Origin of the sequence: Streptomyces sp. NPDC001137 (genome assembly GCF_040298885.1) — a bacterium.
Taxonomy (GTDB): domain Bacteria; phylum Actinomycetota; class Actinomycetes; order Streptomycetales; family Streptomycetaceae; genus Streptomyces.
On the sequence record NZ_JBEPBA010000021.1, the window covers coordinates 147406 to 164539 of the forward strand.

General features: G+C 72.7%; 16 protein-coding genes. 11 read left to right on the forward strand and 5 right to left on the reverse strand.

Going from position 1 to position 17134, the window contains the following annotated elements; all coding sequences use genetic code 11:
* Positions 1 to 240 precede the first annotated feature (240 nt).
* Positions 241 to 1035 carry an RNA polymerase sigma factor SigF gene (locus ABT254_RS33695; RefSeq protein ID WP_351478599.1) on the forward strand — a complete coding sequence of 265 codons (795 nt, stop codon included), beginning with the start codon at positions 241 to 243 and terminating at the stop codon, positions 1033 to 1035.
* On the opposite strand, the gene ABT254_RS33700 is transcribed toward ABT254_RS33695, so the two are convergent.
* Positions 1016 to 2131 carry a PAS domain-containing protein gene (locus ABT254_RS33700; RefSeq protein WP_351478602.1) on the reverse strand — a complete coding sequence of 372 codons (1116 nt, stop codon included), beginning with the start codon at positions 2129 to 2131 and terminating at the stop codon, positions 1016 to 1018. The genes ABT254_RS33695 and ABT254_RS33700 overlap by 20 nt on opposite strands.
* An 88-nt stretch (positions 2132 to 2219) precedes the next feature.
* Here ABT254_RS33700 and ABT254_RS33705 point away from each other — a divergent pair, with 88 nt between their 5' ends.
* The 4 genes from ABT254_RS33705 (at position 2220) to ABT254_RS33720 (ending at position 6235) form a co-directional block, all read left to right on the forward strand.
* Positions 2220 to 2939: an ANTAR domain-containing response regulator gene (locus ABT254_RS33705; protein ID WP_351478605.1), complete on the forward strand. Its 720-nt coding sequence runs from the start codon at positions 2220 to 2222 to the stop codon at positions 2937 to 2939.
* 178 nt (positions 2940 to 3117) lie between these two features.
* The gene (locus tag ABT254_RS33710) at positions 3118 to 3822 is read left to right on the forward strand and encodes a hypothetical protein (protein WP_351478608.1); all 705 of its coding nucleotides are present in this window, start codon (positions 3118 to 3120) and stop codon (positions 3820 to 3822) included.
* 101 nt (positions 3823 to 3923) lie between these two features.
* A complete protein-coding gene (locus ABT254_RS33715) occupies positions 3924 to 5171 on the forward strand; it encodes an aminotransferase class I/II-fold pyridoxal phosphate-dependent enzyme (RefSeq protein ID WP_351478610.1) in 1248 nt (415 codons plus the stop codon).
* Positions 5168 to 6235, forward strand: coding sequence for an MBL fold metallo-hydrolase (locus tag ABT254_RS33720; RefSeq protein ID WP_351478612.1), 1068 nt, complete (start codon positions 5168 to 5170; stop codon positions 6233 to 6235). The genes ABT254_RS33715 and ABT254_RS33720 overlap by 4 nt, the downstream gene beginning before the upstream one ends.
* Positions 6236 to 6340: 105 nt before the next feature.
* Here the strand turns inward: ABT254_RS33720 and ABT254_RS33725 are convergent, their stop codons facing one another.
* Entirely contained in the window at positions 6341 to 6961 is a 621-nt protein-coding gene (locus ABT254_RS33725) for a DedA family protein (protein ID WP_351478615.1), read from the reverse strand.
* Positions 6958 to 7731 carry an MBL fold metallo-hydrolase gene (locus ABT254_RS33730; RefSeq protein ID WP_351478618.1) on the reverse strand — a complete coding sequence of 258 codons (774 nt, stop codon included), beginning with the start codon at positions 7729 to 7731 and terminating at the stop codon, positions 6958 to 6960. The genes ABT254_RS33725 and ABT254_RS33730 overlap by 4 nt, the downstream gene beginning before the upstream one ends.
* A gap of 83 nt (positions 7732 to 7814) precedes the next feature.
* Here ABT254_RS33730 and ABT254_RS33735 point away from each other — a divergent pair, with 83 nt between their 5' ends.
* From ABT254_RS33735 to dnaK, 6 genes are all read left to right on the forward strand, one after another.
* The gene (locus ABT254_RS33735) at positions 7815 to 8216 is read left to right on the forward strand and encodes a hypothetical protein (protein WP_351478621.1); all 402 of its coding nucleotides are present in this window, start codon (positions 7815 to 7817) and stop codon (positions 8214 to 8216) included.
* Between the two features lie 99 nt (positions 8217 to 8315).
* On the forward strand, positions 8316 to 10379 hold the full coding sequence (locus ABT254_RS33740; RefSeq protein ID WP_351478624.1) for a phage holin family protein: 2064 nt from the start codon (positions 8316 to 8318) through the stop codon (positions 10377 to 10379).
* Positions 10380 to 10457: 78 nt separating this feature from the next.
* Positions 10458 to 11519 carry an ATP-binding protein gene (locus tag ABT254_RS33745; RefSeq protein ID WP_351478627.1) on the forward strand — a complete coding sequence of 354 codons (1062 nt, stop codon included), beginning with the start codon at positions 10458 to 10460 and terminating at the stop codon, positions 11517 to 11519.
* A 62-nt stretch (positions 11520 to 11581) separates the two neighbouring features.
* Positions 11582 to 13315, forward strand: a complete 1734-nt coding sequence (locus tag ABT254_RS33750; RefSeq protein ID WP_502972089.1) for a vWA domain-containing protein — start codon at positions 11582 to 11584, stop codon at positions 13313 to 13315.
* A gap of 58 nt (positions 13316 to 13373) precedes the next feature.
* Entirely contained in the window at positions 13374 to 13802 is a 429-nt protein-coding gene (locus tag ABT254_RS33755) for an OsmC family protein (protein WP_099934526.1), read from the forward strand.
* Between the two features lie 156 nt (positions 13803 to 13958).
* Positions 13959 to 15824 (forward strand): molecular chaperone DnaK, encoded by a 1866-nt coding sequence (gene dnaK, locus ABT254_RS33760; RefSeq protein ID WP_351478634.1) that lies wholly within the window; start codon positions 13959 to 13961, stop codon positions 15822 to 15824.
* Between the two features lie 3 nt (positions 15825 to 15827).
* Here the strand turns inward: dnaK and narI are convergent, their stop codons facing one another.
* A complete protein-coding gene (gene narI, locus ABT254_RS33765) occupies positions 15828 to 16550 on the reverse strand; it encodes a respiratory nitrate reductase subunit gamma (RefSeq protein ID WP_351478636.1) in 723 nt (240 codons plus the stop codon).
* A complete protein-coding gene (narJ, locus tag ABT254_RS33770; protein WP_351478639.1) occupies positions 16547 to 17041 on the reverse strand; it encodes a nitrate reductase molybdenum cofactor assembly chaperone in 495 nt (164 codons plus the stop codon). Before narJ ends, narI begins: the two co-directional genes overlap by 4 nt.
* Between the last annotated feature and the right edge of the window lie 93 nt (positions 17042 to 17134).

The following is a 17134-nucleotide window of genomic DNA, read 5'->3' on the forward strand; positions in this document are numbered from 1 at the left end:
CTTGACGTGATCGGACAGCTGTCGTCTGCGGGCCGAGTCACCCGGTGGGCCGACGGAAAACATGCGGGGGTGTTTGCGGCCCGGGGCCCGGGGCAGGCGCAGTTCCAGTGCTTCGGACAGGAGGCACGTCCGTGGGGACCGGCCCCTGAGCCGCCCGGACCGCGCCTGTCTCGAACGCGCGGCCGCACTCCCACGGTGACCGTCCACCCCAGAGCACCTTCAAGGGAGTTGCGACGCACCATGCCCACCAAAGTGAGCGCGAAGCACCACCCGCACGACGACGCCCCGGACACCGCCGACGCCTTCCGCAAACTCGCCAAGCTCCCCGCGGGCCAGCAGCGCGACACACTGCGTGAGAAGATCGTGGAGGCCTGGCTGCCGATGGCCGACCGTCTCGCGGGGCGCTTCCGCAGCCGCGGCGAGAGCTTCGAGGACCTGCGTCAGGTGGCCGCCCTCGGCCTGGTCAAGGCCGTCGACCGGTACGACCCCGAACTCGGCAACGCGTTCGAGAGCTATGCCGTGCCCACCATCACCGGCGAGATCAAACGGCACTTCCGCGACCACATGTGGACCCTGCACGTACCGCGCCGCGTCCAGGACCTGCGCAACCGTGTCCGGTTCGCCACCCAGGACCTCTCCCAGACCATCTCGGGCCGCAGGCCCACCGTCGCGGAGATCGCCGAGCACGCCAACATGAGCGAGGAGGACGTCCTCGTCGGTCTGGAGGCGCTGGAGAGCTTCACCGCGCTCTCCCTCGACGCCGAACTGCCCGGCAGTGAGGACGGCTACTCGCTGAGCGACGCCCTCGGCTCCCCGGACCCCGCGCTGGACACGGTCGTGGACCGCGAGTCCGTCAAGCCCCGGCTGGCCGCGCTGCCCGAACGGGAGCGGGCCATCCTGTACATGCGGTTCTTCGGCGACATGACGCAGAGCCGGATCGCCGAGCAGCTCGGCATCTCCCAGATGCATGTGTCACGACTGATCAGCCGTTGCTGCACCCGGATGCGGGACCAGATCATGCACGAGGCCGCATAGCCAGTGCCAGATGGCGCGACATCAGGTCCATCGCCTGCGCCTCCGCCATCGAGAACGCCAGCCGGGGCCCGCACCGGAACAACGTGAGCACACCCCGCACGGTGTCCCCGTCCTTCAGCGGCACGCACAGCAGTGACGTGACGTTCGCCGCCACGAGCACGGGGGCGCCCGTCGCGGTCCGGCCGAAGGCGTCCGGGTCCGGCGGGCGGATCTGCAGGGCCGGGGACCCGGTCCGGGCCGTCTCGACGACCAGGGGGCAGTCGGCCGGATCCTGCCCCTCGAGCGCGGCCGCGTCCCCGTCCGGCGGGGCCAGCACGGCCGCGCGCGACAGATCGTCCGCGCCCGCGTCGGCGATCACCCAGTCGGCGAACCTGCCGTGCAGGACCCGCGCCGCCGCCTCCAGGGCGGACTGCCGGTCCGTGGTCAGCAGGGCCGTGGTCATCGCGTCCAGGAGGTCCATCACGGCCGCGTGCCGGGTGGTCTCGGCGAGGTCCGGCAGCTGCCGCGCCGGCGGGTCCGCCGGCGCCGCCGGGACGCTGGGCCCGCCCGGCTGCAGGACCACCAGGACCGTCGCGCGGGGCTCGCCGCTCGGGCGTACGGCCGCCAGCGTGGCGTGCACCGGGACGGACGGCTGCTGCTGGAGGCGGACGGTGAGACTGCGGTCCCCCTCGCCGCGGGCCACCGCCGCGGCCTGCGAACGGAACGCGGCCCGGTCGGCGTGCGCGAGGAAACCGGTCAGCGGGCGGCCCGTCGCATAGCCGGCGCGCACACCGGTGAAGGCGGTCGCCGCACCGTTCAGCCGCCGCACCACCGTCTCCTTGTCGACCAGCGCGACCGGCAGCGGGAGACGCTGGAACACGGCACGCAGCAGCTGCTGCTCCTGGCGGTCCGCCGAGGCGCCGGTACGGGCCGGGCCCGCCTCCGAAAGCCGCTCGTACCGGGGCCACAACTGGCCGACCACATGGTCCAGTTCGAAGATGGCCGCGTCCAGCACCGTGGGCAGGTCCCCGCTCGACACGGACCGCGCCGTCTTCAGCTCCGCGACGCGGCGCACAAAATCCGCAAGGTCTTCACCGAACTCGTCCGTCTGCGTCATGCGACGAAATTAGCGCGACTCCCGTTCGTGGCCACCGTTTTCGGACCGGGCGAGGGGGAAGGTGCGCGGGAGAGAGGAGGAGTGCACCATGCCGGACACCGGGCCTCACACCCGTCGTTGGGGAGCGGAGGCGACCGAGCCCGCCCTCCCCGGGCGGCGGCTGTCGGAACTGGTGGAGGAGGCCGCGCGCTGCACCGTGGAGTGCTGTGGAGCGAGCGGAATGGTGGCCGAGGGCGGCAGCGAGCGGCCCGCGGCCGTCACCCATCCCGACCTCGCCCCGCTCGTCGCCGTGCAGCTGCGCTCCGGGGACGGGCCCATCCCGGACGCCCTTGAACGCGGGGAACCGGCCCGCTGCTCCGATCTGCTGCGTGAGGACCGCTGGCCCGACTACCGCGCCCTCGCGCTCGACTCCGGGGTGCGCTCCAGCGTCACGCTGCCCTTCCGGCGCTCCGGCCTGACGGTGACGCTCAGCCTCTACAGCTTCCGGCCCGGCGCCCTGGCGGACGCCCCGCACGGGCCCGCCCGGGCGCTCGGCGACTTCGCCATGACATGTCTGGTCCGCGACCTTTCCTACCGCGCCGCGCTCACCGAACTCGACCAGCTCGGCACCGCCCTGCGCTCCCGCCCCCTCGTCGACCAGGCCTGCGGCATCGTCATGCATGTACTGGGCTGCGACGCGGACGCCGCGTTCGGGGTGCTGCGCCGCCTCTCGCAGGGCAGCAACCGCAAGCTGTCCGACGTGGCGGCGGCGGTGGTCGAGCGGCGGGGGCGGGGCCTGGAGAGGGACCTGGCCGCGCTGCTGAACTGAGGGCCCGCGAACCGGGGCCCTGACACCCGGGCGGGGCACCGGCCGTGTCACCCGCTCGGGCGTCCTCGTAGCGCGAATGGGGCTCGGCCGCGCGCGCCTGGCCGCCGGGCGGGCTGTGATGGGCTATGGGGCACGACTCCGTGCTCCTGAGAAACCGCCCGTCGAAGGAGCCCTCCCCATGCCTCGCACCGCCCGTGTCCTGTCCGTCGCGGCCCTGGCCGGTGCCACGCTCGGCTTCGCCTCGGCCGCATACGCGGACTCGGCCGCAGAGACCGGCTCGAGCAGCGTGTCCCCGGGCGGCGGCGTCACCGTCTCGGTCGCCTGCGAAGCGACCGGCGGACCGCCGCCCGCCACCCTCGGCGCCGTCTCGCACACGCACGCCGGGAGCGGGCACCCCGCGACCGTCGACGGCACCTGCGCGACGGCCCCCGGCTCCACGGGCAAGGCGTGGAGCGCCGCTTCCCATGTGAACCGCGGCGACGGCAGCGACGGCGCCGCGGTTGGTGAGAGCGGGAGCGACGGCGGTGTGAGTGGTGACGGCGGTGGCGGCACCGGCGGACACGCTGACGACGGCGGCGGGCGGGGAGACAACGGCGGCGGCGAGGGCGCCGATCTCGGCGGAGGCGCCGTCGGCGGCGATGCCGGGGACGGCGACGGCCATGACCAGGGCCGGCCCTGCACCGAGCAGGACTCCGACTCCTGCGGCGGCACGGGCCTGCAGAACGGGCGGGAGCACGACATGCAGCACGGGGTGGATGCCGGTGCGGGCGGCACCTTCTCCGACTCCGTGCCCGCCCTGGTCGCCGGCGGCCTCCTGATCGTCTGCGCACTGGGTGCCGCCGCCTACCGGATGTGGCCCAAGGACTCCGTCTGGGACCGCTGACCCGCCGGGCTGCGGGCGAAACCCGTGCGCACTCCGATGCGAGAGCGGCACCCTGGGTACTCGGAGCACGGACACGGCACAGGGACTGCGCGGAGGTACGCATGCGGCGGACGGACCCGGAAGGCCGCGGCCCCGTCCGCTTCGGGCCGCCCCTGCCCGAGGACGGGCTGCCCGTGCCGCCCGAGCTCACCGCCGTGCTCGCCGCGGCCGCCGCACGCGCCGACGGGGAGCCGATCGGCGGCGGACCCGAACTGATCGAGGCGGCCTGCGGGTACTGGGAGCGACGCGGCCTGTCCGCCGCACCCGACCGCGTGGCCGCCGGCCCCGGCGCCCCCGCCCTGCTGCTCGCGCTGACCGCCGCTCTCGGCGGTGACGTCCTGGTGCCGAGGCCCTGCGCGGCCTGGTGGGCGCCGTACGCGCGTCTGTTGGGCAGACCCGTCTTCCATGTGGCGACGCCGGCCGAGTGCGGTGGCGTCCCGGATCCGTACGCCCTCCTGGAGACCGTGCGCAGGGTGCGCACCGAGGGCGGTGACCCGCGGCTGCTCGTGCTGTCGGTCGCGGACGACCCCACGGCCACGGTCGCCCCGCCCGAGTTCCTGCACGAGTGCGTGGAGGCCGCCGCCGGGGAGGGACTGCACCTGGTCAGCGACGAGACCTGGCGCGACACCCTGCACGCTCCGCACGACACCGTGCTGCTCAGCCCCGCCGAGATGCTGCCCGACCGGGTCACCGTCGTCACCGACCTGGCGGGCGCGCTGCTGCCGCCCGGCTGGCCTGCCGCGGTGGCCCGCTTCCCGGCGGGCGAAACGGGCGGTGACCTCCACGCGCGCGTGCTCGACGTGCTCACCGCGCTCGGCGCCCGCATCGCCGGCCCCCTCGCCGCCCCGGCCGCCTACGCCCTGGGGGAGCCGGAGCCGGTCACCGCGCGCGTGGCGGCAGCCGTGCGCCTGCACGCGCGCGTGGCCGCCGCCCTGCACGCGGCGGTCGTCGCGGCGGGCACCCTGTCCCGCCCCCCGCAGGCCGGCCGTCACCTCTACGCCGACCTCGGCCCGCTGCGCTCCGCGCTCTCGGCGCACGGCGTCGGCGACGCGCAGGAACTGGAGGACTTCCTCGCCGCCCGGCTCGGCATGCCCGCACCGGGCGGCCACCGCTTCGGCGACGAACTCGGCGCCCTGCGCGTCCGCCTGTCCACCGGCCCGCTGCTGGGCGGCACGGACGAGGAACGCGCGGAATGTCTCACATCACCCACGCCGTTGGAACTGCCACATGTGCAACGCGCGTTGAGCCATGTGAAGTCGGTCTTCGACGATCTCCGCGACGACGCTCAGCGATGGGAGCCTCCTCGATGACGCAGCAGTCCGAGTCGACCACCACCACGAGCACGAGTACGACCACCCGGGACGCCGACGGGACGGCGTCCCGGCCAGGGCTGGCGCCCGCCCTTCCGCCGCTCGCCGAACCCCGCCCGCTGGGCGAGCGCCGGGTGTGGCCGCGCACCTTCCACGACCGCCTGACCGCCCCGCTGCCCGGCCTCAAAGCGATGGCACGCTTCGCCCGGGAGGGCTCCATCCGCCCCGGGCGCGAAGGCCTGGCCGACATTCCCCGGCTCCCCTTCGAACCCGCTCCGCTGCCCCGCGTCGACGCCCGTACCGTCGCCGTCTCCTGGGCGGGACACGCCAGTTGGGTCGTCCGGATCGGCGGTCTGACCGTCCTCACCGACCCGGTCTGGTCCCGCCGCATCCTCGGCACCCCCGCCCGCATCACCCCGGTCGGGGTCCCCTGGGAGTCCCTGCCGCCCGTCGACGCGGTCGTCATCAGCCACAACCACTACGACCACCTGGACGCACCCACCCTGCGCCGGCTCCCGCGCACCACCCCGGTGTTCGTCCCGGCGGGCCTCGCCCGCTGGTTCCACCGCCGCCGCTTCACCCACGTCACCGAACTGGACTGGTGGGAGGCGGCCGAACTGAACGGCGTCCGCTTCGACTTCGTCCCCGCCCACCACTGGTCCAAGCGCACCCTCACCGACGCCTGCCACTCCCTGTGGGGCGGCTGGGTCCTGACGGCCCCCGACGGCCGGCGCGTCTACTTCGCGGGCGACACGGGATACGGCCACTGGTTCTCCCGGATCGGCGAACGCCACCCGGGCATCGACCTCGCGCTCCTCCCCATCGGCGCCTACGACCCCCGCTGGTGGCTCAGCGACGTCCACTGCGACCCGGAGGAGGCGGTCCGGGCGGCCCAGGACCTGGGCGCACAAAGGATGGCCCCCATGCACTGGGGCACGTTCGTACTGTCGGCGGAGCCGGTACTCGAGCCGCTCACGCGGGTGCGAACGGCCTGGGAGAAGGCGGGCCTGGCCCGCGAGGACCTGTGGGATCTGCCGGTAGGGGGAGCGCGGGTTCTTGATTAGCTGACGGTCAGGGGACGCGCCCAAGGGGCGCGGGGCTGTGCCGACATGCGGCTCCGCCGCGTGAGCGCGAGAAACCACAACGCACCCGCGCCCCGCAACACACCCTCACCCGGCAGACCGAACCCGCCGCCACAAACTCGGCACCACACTGATGACCACGGTCAACACAACCGCAGCCACCACGCCTTCCCAAGGCTCCGGGAACAGGGACCCACCCAGAATCCCGATCACTTGGTACGTCGCGGCCCAAGCCAGGCACGCCGGCAAGTTGCCCCGCGCAAACCGCCGCAACGGCCACTCGGCCACAAGGCAGGCCAGCATCACCGGAATCCGCCCGGCCGGCACCAGCCGGGAAAGCACCAGCACCGCAACCCCGTGCTCCGCCAGCTTCGACTGCGCCTGCGCAAGCCGCTCCTCCGGCGCCCGCGCCCGAATCGCCTTCAGCCACCGCGACCCGTTCTTCGACCGCATCCCGCGCCGCCCCAGCCAGTACAGCGCCGCATCCCCGAGAAACGCGGCCAGCGACGCCGTCACGAACACCAGCGCCAGCGCGAACGGCGCCGTCTGATGGAACGCGACCACGGCCGCCGAACTCACCAGCGCCCCCGTGGGAATCACCGGCACCAGCGCCCCGAACAGCACCAGCAGAAACAGCGACGGATAGCCGATCGCCCGCTGCGTCGACTCCGGGGGCACGATCGCCGCCGTGGCGGCAAGCCACGTCACCGTGCGACCTCCAGGCGCACACTCTCCCCGTGCCCGAGCCGGTGCACCGCGACCTCCGGCGCGTGCTCGGCCGCGAGGCGCACGAACTCGTCGCCGGGCGCGTGGAATTCATGGGGGCGCACGGCGTCCATCCCGATCGGCCAGTACGTGCCGTAGTGCACGGGCACCGCACTGCGCGGCGCCAGCCGGGCCAGCGCCTGGGCCGCCCGTCCCGCATCCAGATGTCCGGTGCCGAGGTAGGGCCCCCAGCCGCCCACCGGCAGCAGCGCCACGTCGACCGGCCCGACCTCCTGCTCCATCGCGTCGAACAGTCCCGTGTCCCCGGCGAAGTACGTCCGCGCCTCGCCCTCGATCACATAGCCGAGAGCGGGCGAGCGATGCGGCCCGAGCGGCAGCCGCCGCCCGTCGTGCCATGCGGGAACGGCCCGTACGACCAGGTCACCGACCGTCACCCGGTCCCCGGGCGCCACCTCGCTCACCCTGAGGTGCCTGAGCCGGCGCAGGCCCGGCACGGCCCGGGGCGCGCCCCGGGGCACCAGCAGGCGGGTGCCCTCGACGAGCCGCTCCAGCGACGGAACGTGCAGGTGGTCGGCGTGCAGATGCGAAACCAGCGCCACGTCCGCGCGCCAGGCGCCGGGCGGCGGCAGCGCGCCGCGACGGCGGCGGAGATGGGCGAGACGGCGCGCGAACAGCGGGTCGGTGAGCAGCCGTACGCCCGAGTCCGCGACCGTACACGTCGCGTGACCCCACCAGGTGATCTCCACCGGCACCTCTTTGCCTCCTTCGCGCGACTCCCCGAAGCCTACGGGCAGGAGTAGGGTCGGCGCCGAAACCCGGAGGTGAGGGGGACGCCATGGGACCGGTGCGGGTCACGGCGATCGCGAGTCTGACGCCGCTGCAGGAGCTGGACGACGATCCCTTCCTGGTGGACTCGCGCAGCCAGCACGCGATGTGCGCACGCTGGGCCGCCGAGCGGGGCTACATCGTCAGCCGGGAGCTGCTGGTGCGGGGGCTGCGGGCCGACCACTGTGTGCTGTGGGACGGCGTCCGGCCGGGGACGGACGTGTTCGTGGCGCCCAGCCGCCGCGTGCTGGAGAGCGCGCTGTCGTCCGTCGAGGAGTTCACCGCGGAGTGCGCCCGGCGCGGGGTGCGGGTGGAGACGGTCGGGTTCGAGGAGCCCTGCTACGACGCCCAGATGAAGGCCCGGGTGCACCGCCGGCTGTCGATGCCGACGGCCGGCTACGACGGGCGCTGAGCTCCCGCTCCCGGTGACGGACCTCATTGTCCGACCCGTGTGACAGTCTGAAGTGCAGGCCCGCACCGACGACGGGCCAGGACGTGAGGTGGGCTGGGCGTGCGTGGCGTGCGTTGGCGGCGGGTCGCCAGTCAGACGGGGCGGAGCGTCGCGGTGTGGGCGGTCTCCACGGTCACCATGCTCGTGCTCGCGGGGATCCTGCCGGACTTCCGCCTGCAGTCCGCCGACGGCGAGAGCGCCACCCACATCGCCGTCACCGCCGCGTTCGGCGCCGGGGCCTTCGGTGTCCTGTCCGCCCTGGTCTGGCCGCTGCTGGTGCGGCTGTTGCTGCTGGTGCCCGCGCTGGTGCTGGGACTGCTCGTCTTCGTGCTGAACGGGTCGCTGCTGCTGGTCGCCCTGCGGCTCAATCCGGCCAGCAGCGCCGAGGCGGCCCCGGAGACGGCCGTGGTGGTGGCCGCCGTGATGTCCGCCGTGGCCTCCGCGACCGGCGCCGCCCTGGCCGTGCGTGACGACGACGCGTACCGGCGGCGCCTCTACCGCCTCGCCGACCGCCGCCGCAGACGTCTGCCGCCCGGCCCGTCCGCCCCCGGCACGGTCTTCCTGCAACTCGACGGCGTCGGTCACGACGTCCTCCTGGCCGCGGTCGGCAAGGGCGTGATGCCCACCGTCGCCCGGTGGCTGGGTACCACGCACCGGCTCACGCCCTGGCGCACCGACTGGTCCAGCCAGACCGGCGCCAGTCAGCTCGGCATCCTGCACGGCAGCAACTACGACGTCCCGGCGTTCCGCTGGTACGAGAAGGACACCCGCGAGGTGATGGTCTGCAACCGGCCGACCAGCGCCGCCGAACTCCAGCGCCGGGCCGTCGAGCGCACCGGCGACGGCGGCCTGCTCACCGCCGACGGCGCGAGCCGCGGCAACCTCTTCAGCGGCGGCGCCGACGAGCAGGCCCTGGTGCTGTCGATCGCCACCCGCCGCCGCGGCCGGGAGAACCGCTCCCGGGCCGGCTACTTCGCGTACTTCTCCGACCCGGCCAACGCCGTGCGCACCGCCCTGTCCTTCGTCGCCGAAGTCGGCCGCGAAATAGGGGAGTCCACCCGGGCCCGGATCAAGAAGCAGCGCCCGCGCGTCTCACGCGGCGGCCTCTACCCCTTCGTCCGCGCCTTCGCGACCGTCGTCGAACGGGACGTCGTCGTCGCCGCGGTGATGGGCGACATGCTCGCCGGGCGCACCGCCGTCTACGCCGACCTGGTGGCGTACGACGAAGTGGCGCACCACTCCGGGCCGACGAGCCGCGACGCGGAGAAGGTGCTCGAACGCCTCGACCGCGCCCTCGCGCTGATCGCCAACGTCGCCGAGCACGCCCCGCGGCCGTACCGCATCGTCGTCCTGTCCGACCACGGCCAGAGCCCCGGCGAGACCTTCCGCGCCCGCTACGGCCTCGGCCTCGGCGATCTGGTGCGGGCCGGCTGCGGGCTGCCCGTGCCGCGCAGGGCGCAGCGCACCCACAGCGGGGCCGAGGCCCGCGCGGCCGTGCGCGCGGCGCTGCGCCGGCCCGTGGAGGAGGGTGAGGAGCAGCACCGCCCCTCCCGCCGCGGCTCGGAGCCGCTCGTGCTGGCCTCCGGCAACCTCGGCCTGGTCTCCTTCCCGGACGTGCCGCACCGGATGAGCAAGGAGGAGATCGACGCCCGCCACCCCGCCCTGCTGACCACGCTCGCCAACCATCCGGGCGTCGGCTTCCTGCTCGTCCGCAGCGAGGAGCACGGCGGGGTGGTGCTGGGCGCGTACGGCGCGGAGATACCCCTCGGCCAACTCGACGACAAGCCGGGCCCGTTGGAGGCGTTCGGCCCCGGTGCCGCCGACGCCGTGCGCCGTACCCACTCCTTCCCGCACACCGCCGACATCATGGTCAACTCCTTCCACGACCCGGCCGACGGCGAGGTCCTCGCCTTCGAGGAACAGATCGGCTCGCACGGCGGGCTCGGCGGCGCGCAGGCCCGACCGTTCCTGCTCTCCCCGGTCGTGCTGTCGGCACCGGTCGAGGACGGCGAGGAGCTGACCGGCGCCGAGCAGGTCCACCGGGTACTGCGCCGCTGGCTGCGCGAGACGGACGGCCCTCAGGTGCCGGTCACCGACGAGGACGAGGCAGAGCGGGCCGCCTGAAATTCGGCTGCGCCGCCGGGGTCGTACGCACACACTGTTCGAGTCGCAAACCTCTCGAACACCCCGAAGGGACGCCTCTTGCAGGCTGCCGTCTCCGTCACTCCCGCCCGTATCCCCGAACTGCTTCTCGGCCTCGCCACCGTGCGGCCGGTCTTCATCTGGGGCGCCCCCGGCATCGGAAAGTCCTCCCTGGTGCGGGACTTCGCCGAGTCGCTGGGCCTGGAGTGCGTGAGCCTGCTCGGCACCCAGCTCGCGCCGGAGGACCTGATCGGCGTCCCGCAGATCCGCGACGGACGGTCGGTGTTCTGCCCGCCGGAGGCCATCGCCCGCGACGAGCCGTACTGCCTGTTCCTGGACGAGCTCAACGCGGCAACCCCGGACGTCCAGAAGGCCTTCTACTCGCTGATCCTCGACCGCCGGATCGGCAACTACGAGCTGCCGAAGGGATCGATCGTCATCGGCGCGGGCAACCGCGCCACCGACAACGCGCTCGCCCGGCCCGTCGCCTCCGCCCTCGTCAACCGTCTCGCCCACGTCCACCTGGAGGCCTCCGCCAAGGACTGGCTGACCTGGGCCGCGAACAACGACATCCACCCCTGGATCCTCGACCACCTCACCGACCGGCCCGACCACCTGTGGTCCAGGCCGCCGAAGACCGAGGAGCCCTTCTCCACGCCCCGCTCCTGGCACATGCTCTCCGACGCGCTGCACTCCTTCGGCCGCGATCTCGACGAGGACACGCTGAAGGTCCTCGCGCACGGCACGCTGACGCCCGCGCACGCCACGGCCTTCTGCGGCTACGTCAAGATCGTGCGCAGCCAGTTCGGCATCGAGGCGATCATCAAGGGCGACGCCCGCTGGCCGAACCGCATCGAGGACCGCGACCTGCTCTACTACCTCGCCGAGTCCTTCCGCGGCCGCCTGATCAAGGAACTCCCGGTCAGCAAGGAGCACATGTCGGCGAACGGCCGGCAGACCGCGTACCGCGCCAAGTCGCTGCTGGTGCAGCTCGCCGAGATCTCCGTCGAGGTCGCCCAGACCGTCATCGCCTCCGACACCGACGGCAACCCCGTCCTGCCCTCGTGGTTCCTCATCGAGGCCGCCCGGGACATGCCCCGGCTGGTGGAGGCGCGGCGGTGAGCCGTACCAAGGGCAAGGGGGAGAAGAAGCGGGACCTCGCGGCCGAGGCGTTCGCCGAGGGGATGGCGCTGGTGAAGGCCAACCCGGCCCTCGCGGCCGTGGAGTTCGACGTCTGCCGCGACGAGGAGTGCAAGATCGCGCCCGGCGACGGGCTCGTGGTCGTCGACTCCGCCGCCGACCTGCACGTCCACCCGCACCGGCTCGCCGAACCCACCGCCTGGGCCTGGGCCCTCGCCCACGCCGTCCTGCACCTCGGCTTCGGACACGTCCCGGCGGCGAAGGGCGAGCGCACCCAGCCGGACCGCTACGACCTCGCCGCACGCTGCGTCGTCGTCAACCGCTTCCTGCTGAACTTCACCATCGGCGAGACCCCCGAGGCGCTGCCCGCCTCCTACCCCGACGGCGACGAGGAGCAACTCGCCGCGCGCTGGCGGCGGGACGGGCTCCCACCCGCGTACGAGCGCTGCGGCACGGCCGGCGGCGAGCCCGACCAGCTGCTCCTGACCTGGCACGGGTACTACGGCCGGCCCCCCGACCACCAGCTGGCGTTCGCCACCGCCCTGACCCGGACCGTGTCCGCGGCGATGGACATGGCGGGCGGCCGCCGCGACTCCCTCAGCGGACAAGTCGCCCCGCAGCGCCCCTGGGAGCGGGCCCTGAGCTGGTTCATCTCCTCCTACCCGCTGCTCGGCGGCATCGCGGCAGGCATCACCCTCGTCGCCGACGCCGAACTCGCCCGCGCGCACGGCATCTCCGTGGCCGCGGTGAACGCCGAGGCCGGCGAGATCTACATCAACCCGCTGCGCCGCTTCGACGACGAGGAATGGCGGTTCATCCTCGCCCACGAGATGCTGCACGCCGCCCTGCGCCACGGCGACCGCTGCGGCACCCGCGACCACTACCTCTTCAACATCGCCTGCGACTATGTGATCAACGGCTGGCTGCAGGAGATGCAGGTCGGCACCATGCCGGAGGGCCTCCTGCACGACCCGGCCCTCACCGGCCTGTCCTGCGAGGAGGTCTACGACCGTCTCGCCGGCGACCTGCGCCGCATGCGCCGCCTGTCCACCCTGCGCGGCAAGGGCAGTGGCGACATGCTCGGCGGCCCGCTGGGCCCGCCCGGCGCGTACGTCGACCTCGACGAGTTCTACCGCCGGGGCCTGAGCCAGGGCCTGGACCTGCACCAGCAGCAGGGGCGTGGCTTCCTCCCCGGCGGCCTGGTCGAGGAGATCCGCACCCTCAGCCACCCGCCCCTGCCCTGGGACGCCCGACTGGCCCGCTGGTTCGACGAGTTCGTGCCGAGTCCACAGCCCGTGCGGACATACGCGCGCCCTTCGCGCCGACAGTCCTCCACGCCCGACATCCCGCGCGCCGGCCGCTACTTCCCGCCCGAGGAGATCGCCCGCTGCACCTTCGGCGTCGTCCTCGACACCTCCGGCTCCATGGACCGCACCCTGCTCGGCAAGGCCCTCGGCGCCATCGCCTCCTACGCCGAGGCCCGCGACGTCCCGGCCGCCCGCGTGATCTTCTGCGACACGGCCCCGCACGACGCGGGCTTCGTGCCGGTCACGGAGATCGCCGGCCGGGTACGGGTCCACGGCCGAGGCGGTACGGTCCTGCAGCCCGGGATCGACCTCCTGCACCGCGGGGACGACTTCCCGCCGGGCGCGCCCGTCCTCGTCATCACGGACGGCTGGTGCGACGTCCTGCGGGTGCGGCGCGAGCACGCGTATCTGATCCCGCAGGGGGCGCGGCTGCCGTTCACCGCGCGTGGGCCGGTGTTCCGGGTGCAGTGAGCCGGAATGTGATCGGATGGTGTCGTACAGGAACAGCCAGAATTCGAAGGGATTCATCGTGGCAACCACGCGCTCCGCACACACCGTCTGGGAAGGCAACCTGCTCGAGGGCAACGGTGTCGTCTCCTTCGACTCCTCCGGTGCCATCGCCGAGCAGCCGGTCACCTGGGCCTCGCGCTCCCAGGACGCGAACGGCAAGACCAGCCCGGAGGAGCTGATCGCCGCCGCGCACTCCAGCTGCTTCTCCATGGCGCTGTCGCACGCCCTGGCCGGCGCCGGCACCCCGCCCACCAAGCTGATCACCTCGGCCGACGTGAATTTCCAGCCGGGTGAGGGCATCACGGGCATCCACCTGACCGTCGAGGGCACGGTCCCCGGCATCGACAACGACGCCTTCGTCGCCGCAGCCGAGGACGCCAAGAAGAACTGCCCGGTCAGCCAGGCCCTCACCGGCACGACGATCACCCTGTCGGCCAAGCTGGCCTGACATCCACCCGCGTCCTGGACGTCCTTCGGTGCCGCGCCCCCGACACAGGGGGCGCGGCACCGTCGTTTCCGGGTACCCGCAGTACGCGGCATTGACAACAGCGCACTCAAGTTTTGTGCTGGTGTGTGAGGAGTGCCCTGGCGGAAGGGGACGGAGATGGCACGTGCGGTCGGGATCGATCTGGGGACCACGAACTCGGTGGTGGCCGTGCTGGAGGGCGGCGAACCCACCGTCGTCGCGAATGCGGAGGGGGCCAGGACCACACCGTCGGTCGTGGCCTTCGCCAAGAACGGCGAGGTGCTCGTCGGGGAGGTCGCGAAACGGCAGGCCGTGACCAACGTGGAGCGGACCGCCCGCTCCGTGAAGCGGCACATGGGCGACGCGAGCTGGCGCTTCCCCGAGCAGGGCTCCGTGGACGGCACCCGCTACCGGGCGCAGGAGCTGTCCGCGCGAGTGCTCCAGAAGCTGAAGCGGGACGCGGAGTCCTACCTCGGAGAGGACGTCACGGACGCGGTGATCACCGTACCGGCGTACTTCGACGACTCCCAGCGGCAGGCCACCAAGGAGGCCGGGGAGATCGCGGGCCTGAAGGTCCTGCGGATCATCAACGAGCCGACGGCCGCCGCCCTCGCCTACGGCCTCGACCGCGGCGAGGAGCAGACCGTGCTGGTCTTCGACCTCGGCGGCGGCACCTTCGACGTCTCGCTCCTGGAGATCGGCGACGGCGTCATCGAGGTCAAGGCGACCAACGGCGACACCCACCTGGGCGGCGACGACTGGGACCAGCGGATCGTCGACCATCTCGTCAAGAAGTTCAAGGGGCAGTACGGCATCGACCTCGCGGGCGACAAGATGGCCGTGCAGCGGCTGCGCGAGGGCGCCGAGAAGGCCAAGATCGAGCTGTCCAGCTCGTCCGAGACGACGATCAACCTCCCCTACATCACCGCCTCCGCCGAGGGACCGCTGCACCTCGACGAGAAGATGACCCGCGCCCAGTTCCAGGAGCTCACCGCCGACCTCCTCGACCGCTGCAAGACCCCCTTCCACCAGGCGGTCAAGGACGCCGGGATCAAGCTGTCCGCGGTCGACCACGTCATCCTCGTCGGCGGCTCGACCCGGATGCCCGCGGTCACCGACCTGGTCAAGGAACTCACCGGCAAGGACCCGCACAAGGGCGTCAACCCCGACGAGGTCGTGGCCGTCGGCGCGGCCCTCCAGGCGGGCGTCATCCGCGGCGACGTCAAGGACGTGCTGCTCCTCGACGTCACCCCGCTGTCCCTCGGCATCGAGACCAAGGGCGGCATCATGACGAAGCTGATCGAACGCAACACGACCATCCCGACCCGGCGTTCGGAGATCTTCACCACGGCCACCGACAACCAGCCCTCGGTCGGCATCCAGGTCTACCAGGGCGAGCGCGAGATCGCCGCGTACAACAAGAAGCTCGGCGTCTTCGACCTCACGGGTCTGCCCCCGGCCCCCCGCGGGGTCCCGCAGATCGAGGTCGCCTTCGACATCGACGCCAACGGCATCATGCATGTCTCGGCCAAGGACCTCGCCACCGGCCGCGAACAGAAGATGACGGTGACCGGCGGCTCGGCGCTCCCCAAGGACGACATCGACCGCATGATGCGGGAGGCCGAACAGTACGCCGAGGAGGACCGCAAGCGCCGCGAGGCCGCCGAGACGCGCAACCAGGCCGAACAACTCGTCTACCAGACCGAGAAGTTCATGCGGGAGAACGAGGAGCGGATCCCCGCCGACACCAAGTCCGAGGTCGAGACGGCCGCCACGGAACTCAAGGGCCTGCTGGAACGCGACGCGGACACCAACGAGTTGCGGACGGGGGTCGAGAAACTCGCCACCGTCAGCCAGAAGATGGGCCAGGCCATGTACGCCCAGGCCGACCAAGGTGCCTCCGCCGGCGGCACCGAGCAGGACACCTCACCGCAGGACGAGGAGGGCGTGGTCGACGCCGAGATCGTCGACGAGGACCGTGACACCAAGGGCGGCGCGGCCTGACCGTCACACGCCCGTCCGCTCCCGGTCCCGCCGCTCCGGCCGCGGCCCCGGCTGCCCGGGGTCGCGGCCACGGTTCACCCCCGAGGGGCGGAACAGGTACTGCACCGTCACGCTGAACATGTGGACCAGGCGGGTGTACGGCACCAGGGCGATCAGCGCCATGCCGATCGTCGCGTGGACCCGGTACAGCACCGGCACCCCCTCCATCAGGTCCGTCCTCGGCTGGAGCGTGAACAGGCTGCGGGCCCAAGGGGCGATCGACGCACCGTAGTTGTAGCCGTCGCCGGAGACATGGCTGAGCTTCGCGGCCATGCCCATCCAGATGGCGGCGATCAGGACGACGTACATGAGCTTGTCGTTCACCGTCGTCGCCCGGAACACCGGCGCGTGCGTGCGGCGGCGGTGGATGAGCAGCATGATCCCGGCGACGGCGAGCGCACCGGCCACTGTGCCGCCGTAGAGCGAGAACAGGTGGTACGTGTGCTCGCCGGCACCGAACGGGCCGGTCCACGACCGTGGGACGAACAGGCCCACCAGGTGGCCCGCCAGCACGAAGAGGATGCCGTAGTGGAAGGCCGGGGAAGCGATGTTCAGCAGCTTCGACTCGGACACCTGCGACGGACGCGTGGTCCAGCCGTATCTGTCGTAGCGGTAGCGCCAGATCAGGCCCGCGACGAGCAGGGCGAAGGCGACGTACGGCAGAACGCCCCACAGGAGCGTGGTCATGAGCGAACCTCCGTATGGGGGACCGGCAGGGTGGCGCACACGGCGTCCAGGACGGATGCGTACGGGGTGCCGAAGTCGGCGAGCCGGGCCCGGAGCTGCCACAGGGCCTCGCGGTGTTCCGTGAGGAGGGCCGTGTTCCCGGTGCGGGCCGCGAACTCCAGGACGGCGGGCAGGAAGTCGGGCAGTTCCTCGCCGGTGAACTCCAGACCGGCGGCGAGGTAGACGTCCTTGAAGCGGACCAGCGACATGCCGCGCCGCCGGGTGCCCTCGTCCCGCCAACGGCTCAGATAGAGGCTGTGCCGGTTCTTGAAGTCGAAGACCTGGAGGTAGTGGGCGGCCAGCTCGCCGGGCGGGGTGACGGCCGCGTGGTCGGTGAACTCCCGCAGCTGCGGGGCTGCCTCGCGCAGCAGGGGCAGCCGGGCGCGGAAGTCGTCGTCGGGATAGGTCAGGCAGAGCGCTGCCGCCTGGTACAGCACGGCGTCGGAGGGCATCAGGTCTCCTTCGCGGTGCAGGAGCCCATGGCGCTCGCTCCGGGCCGGAAGAAGCGTCCTGCGCCCAGCAGCACCGCTCCCGGCCCGGCGGGC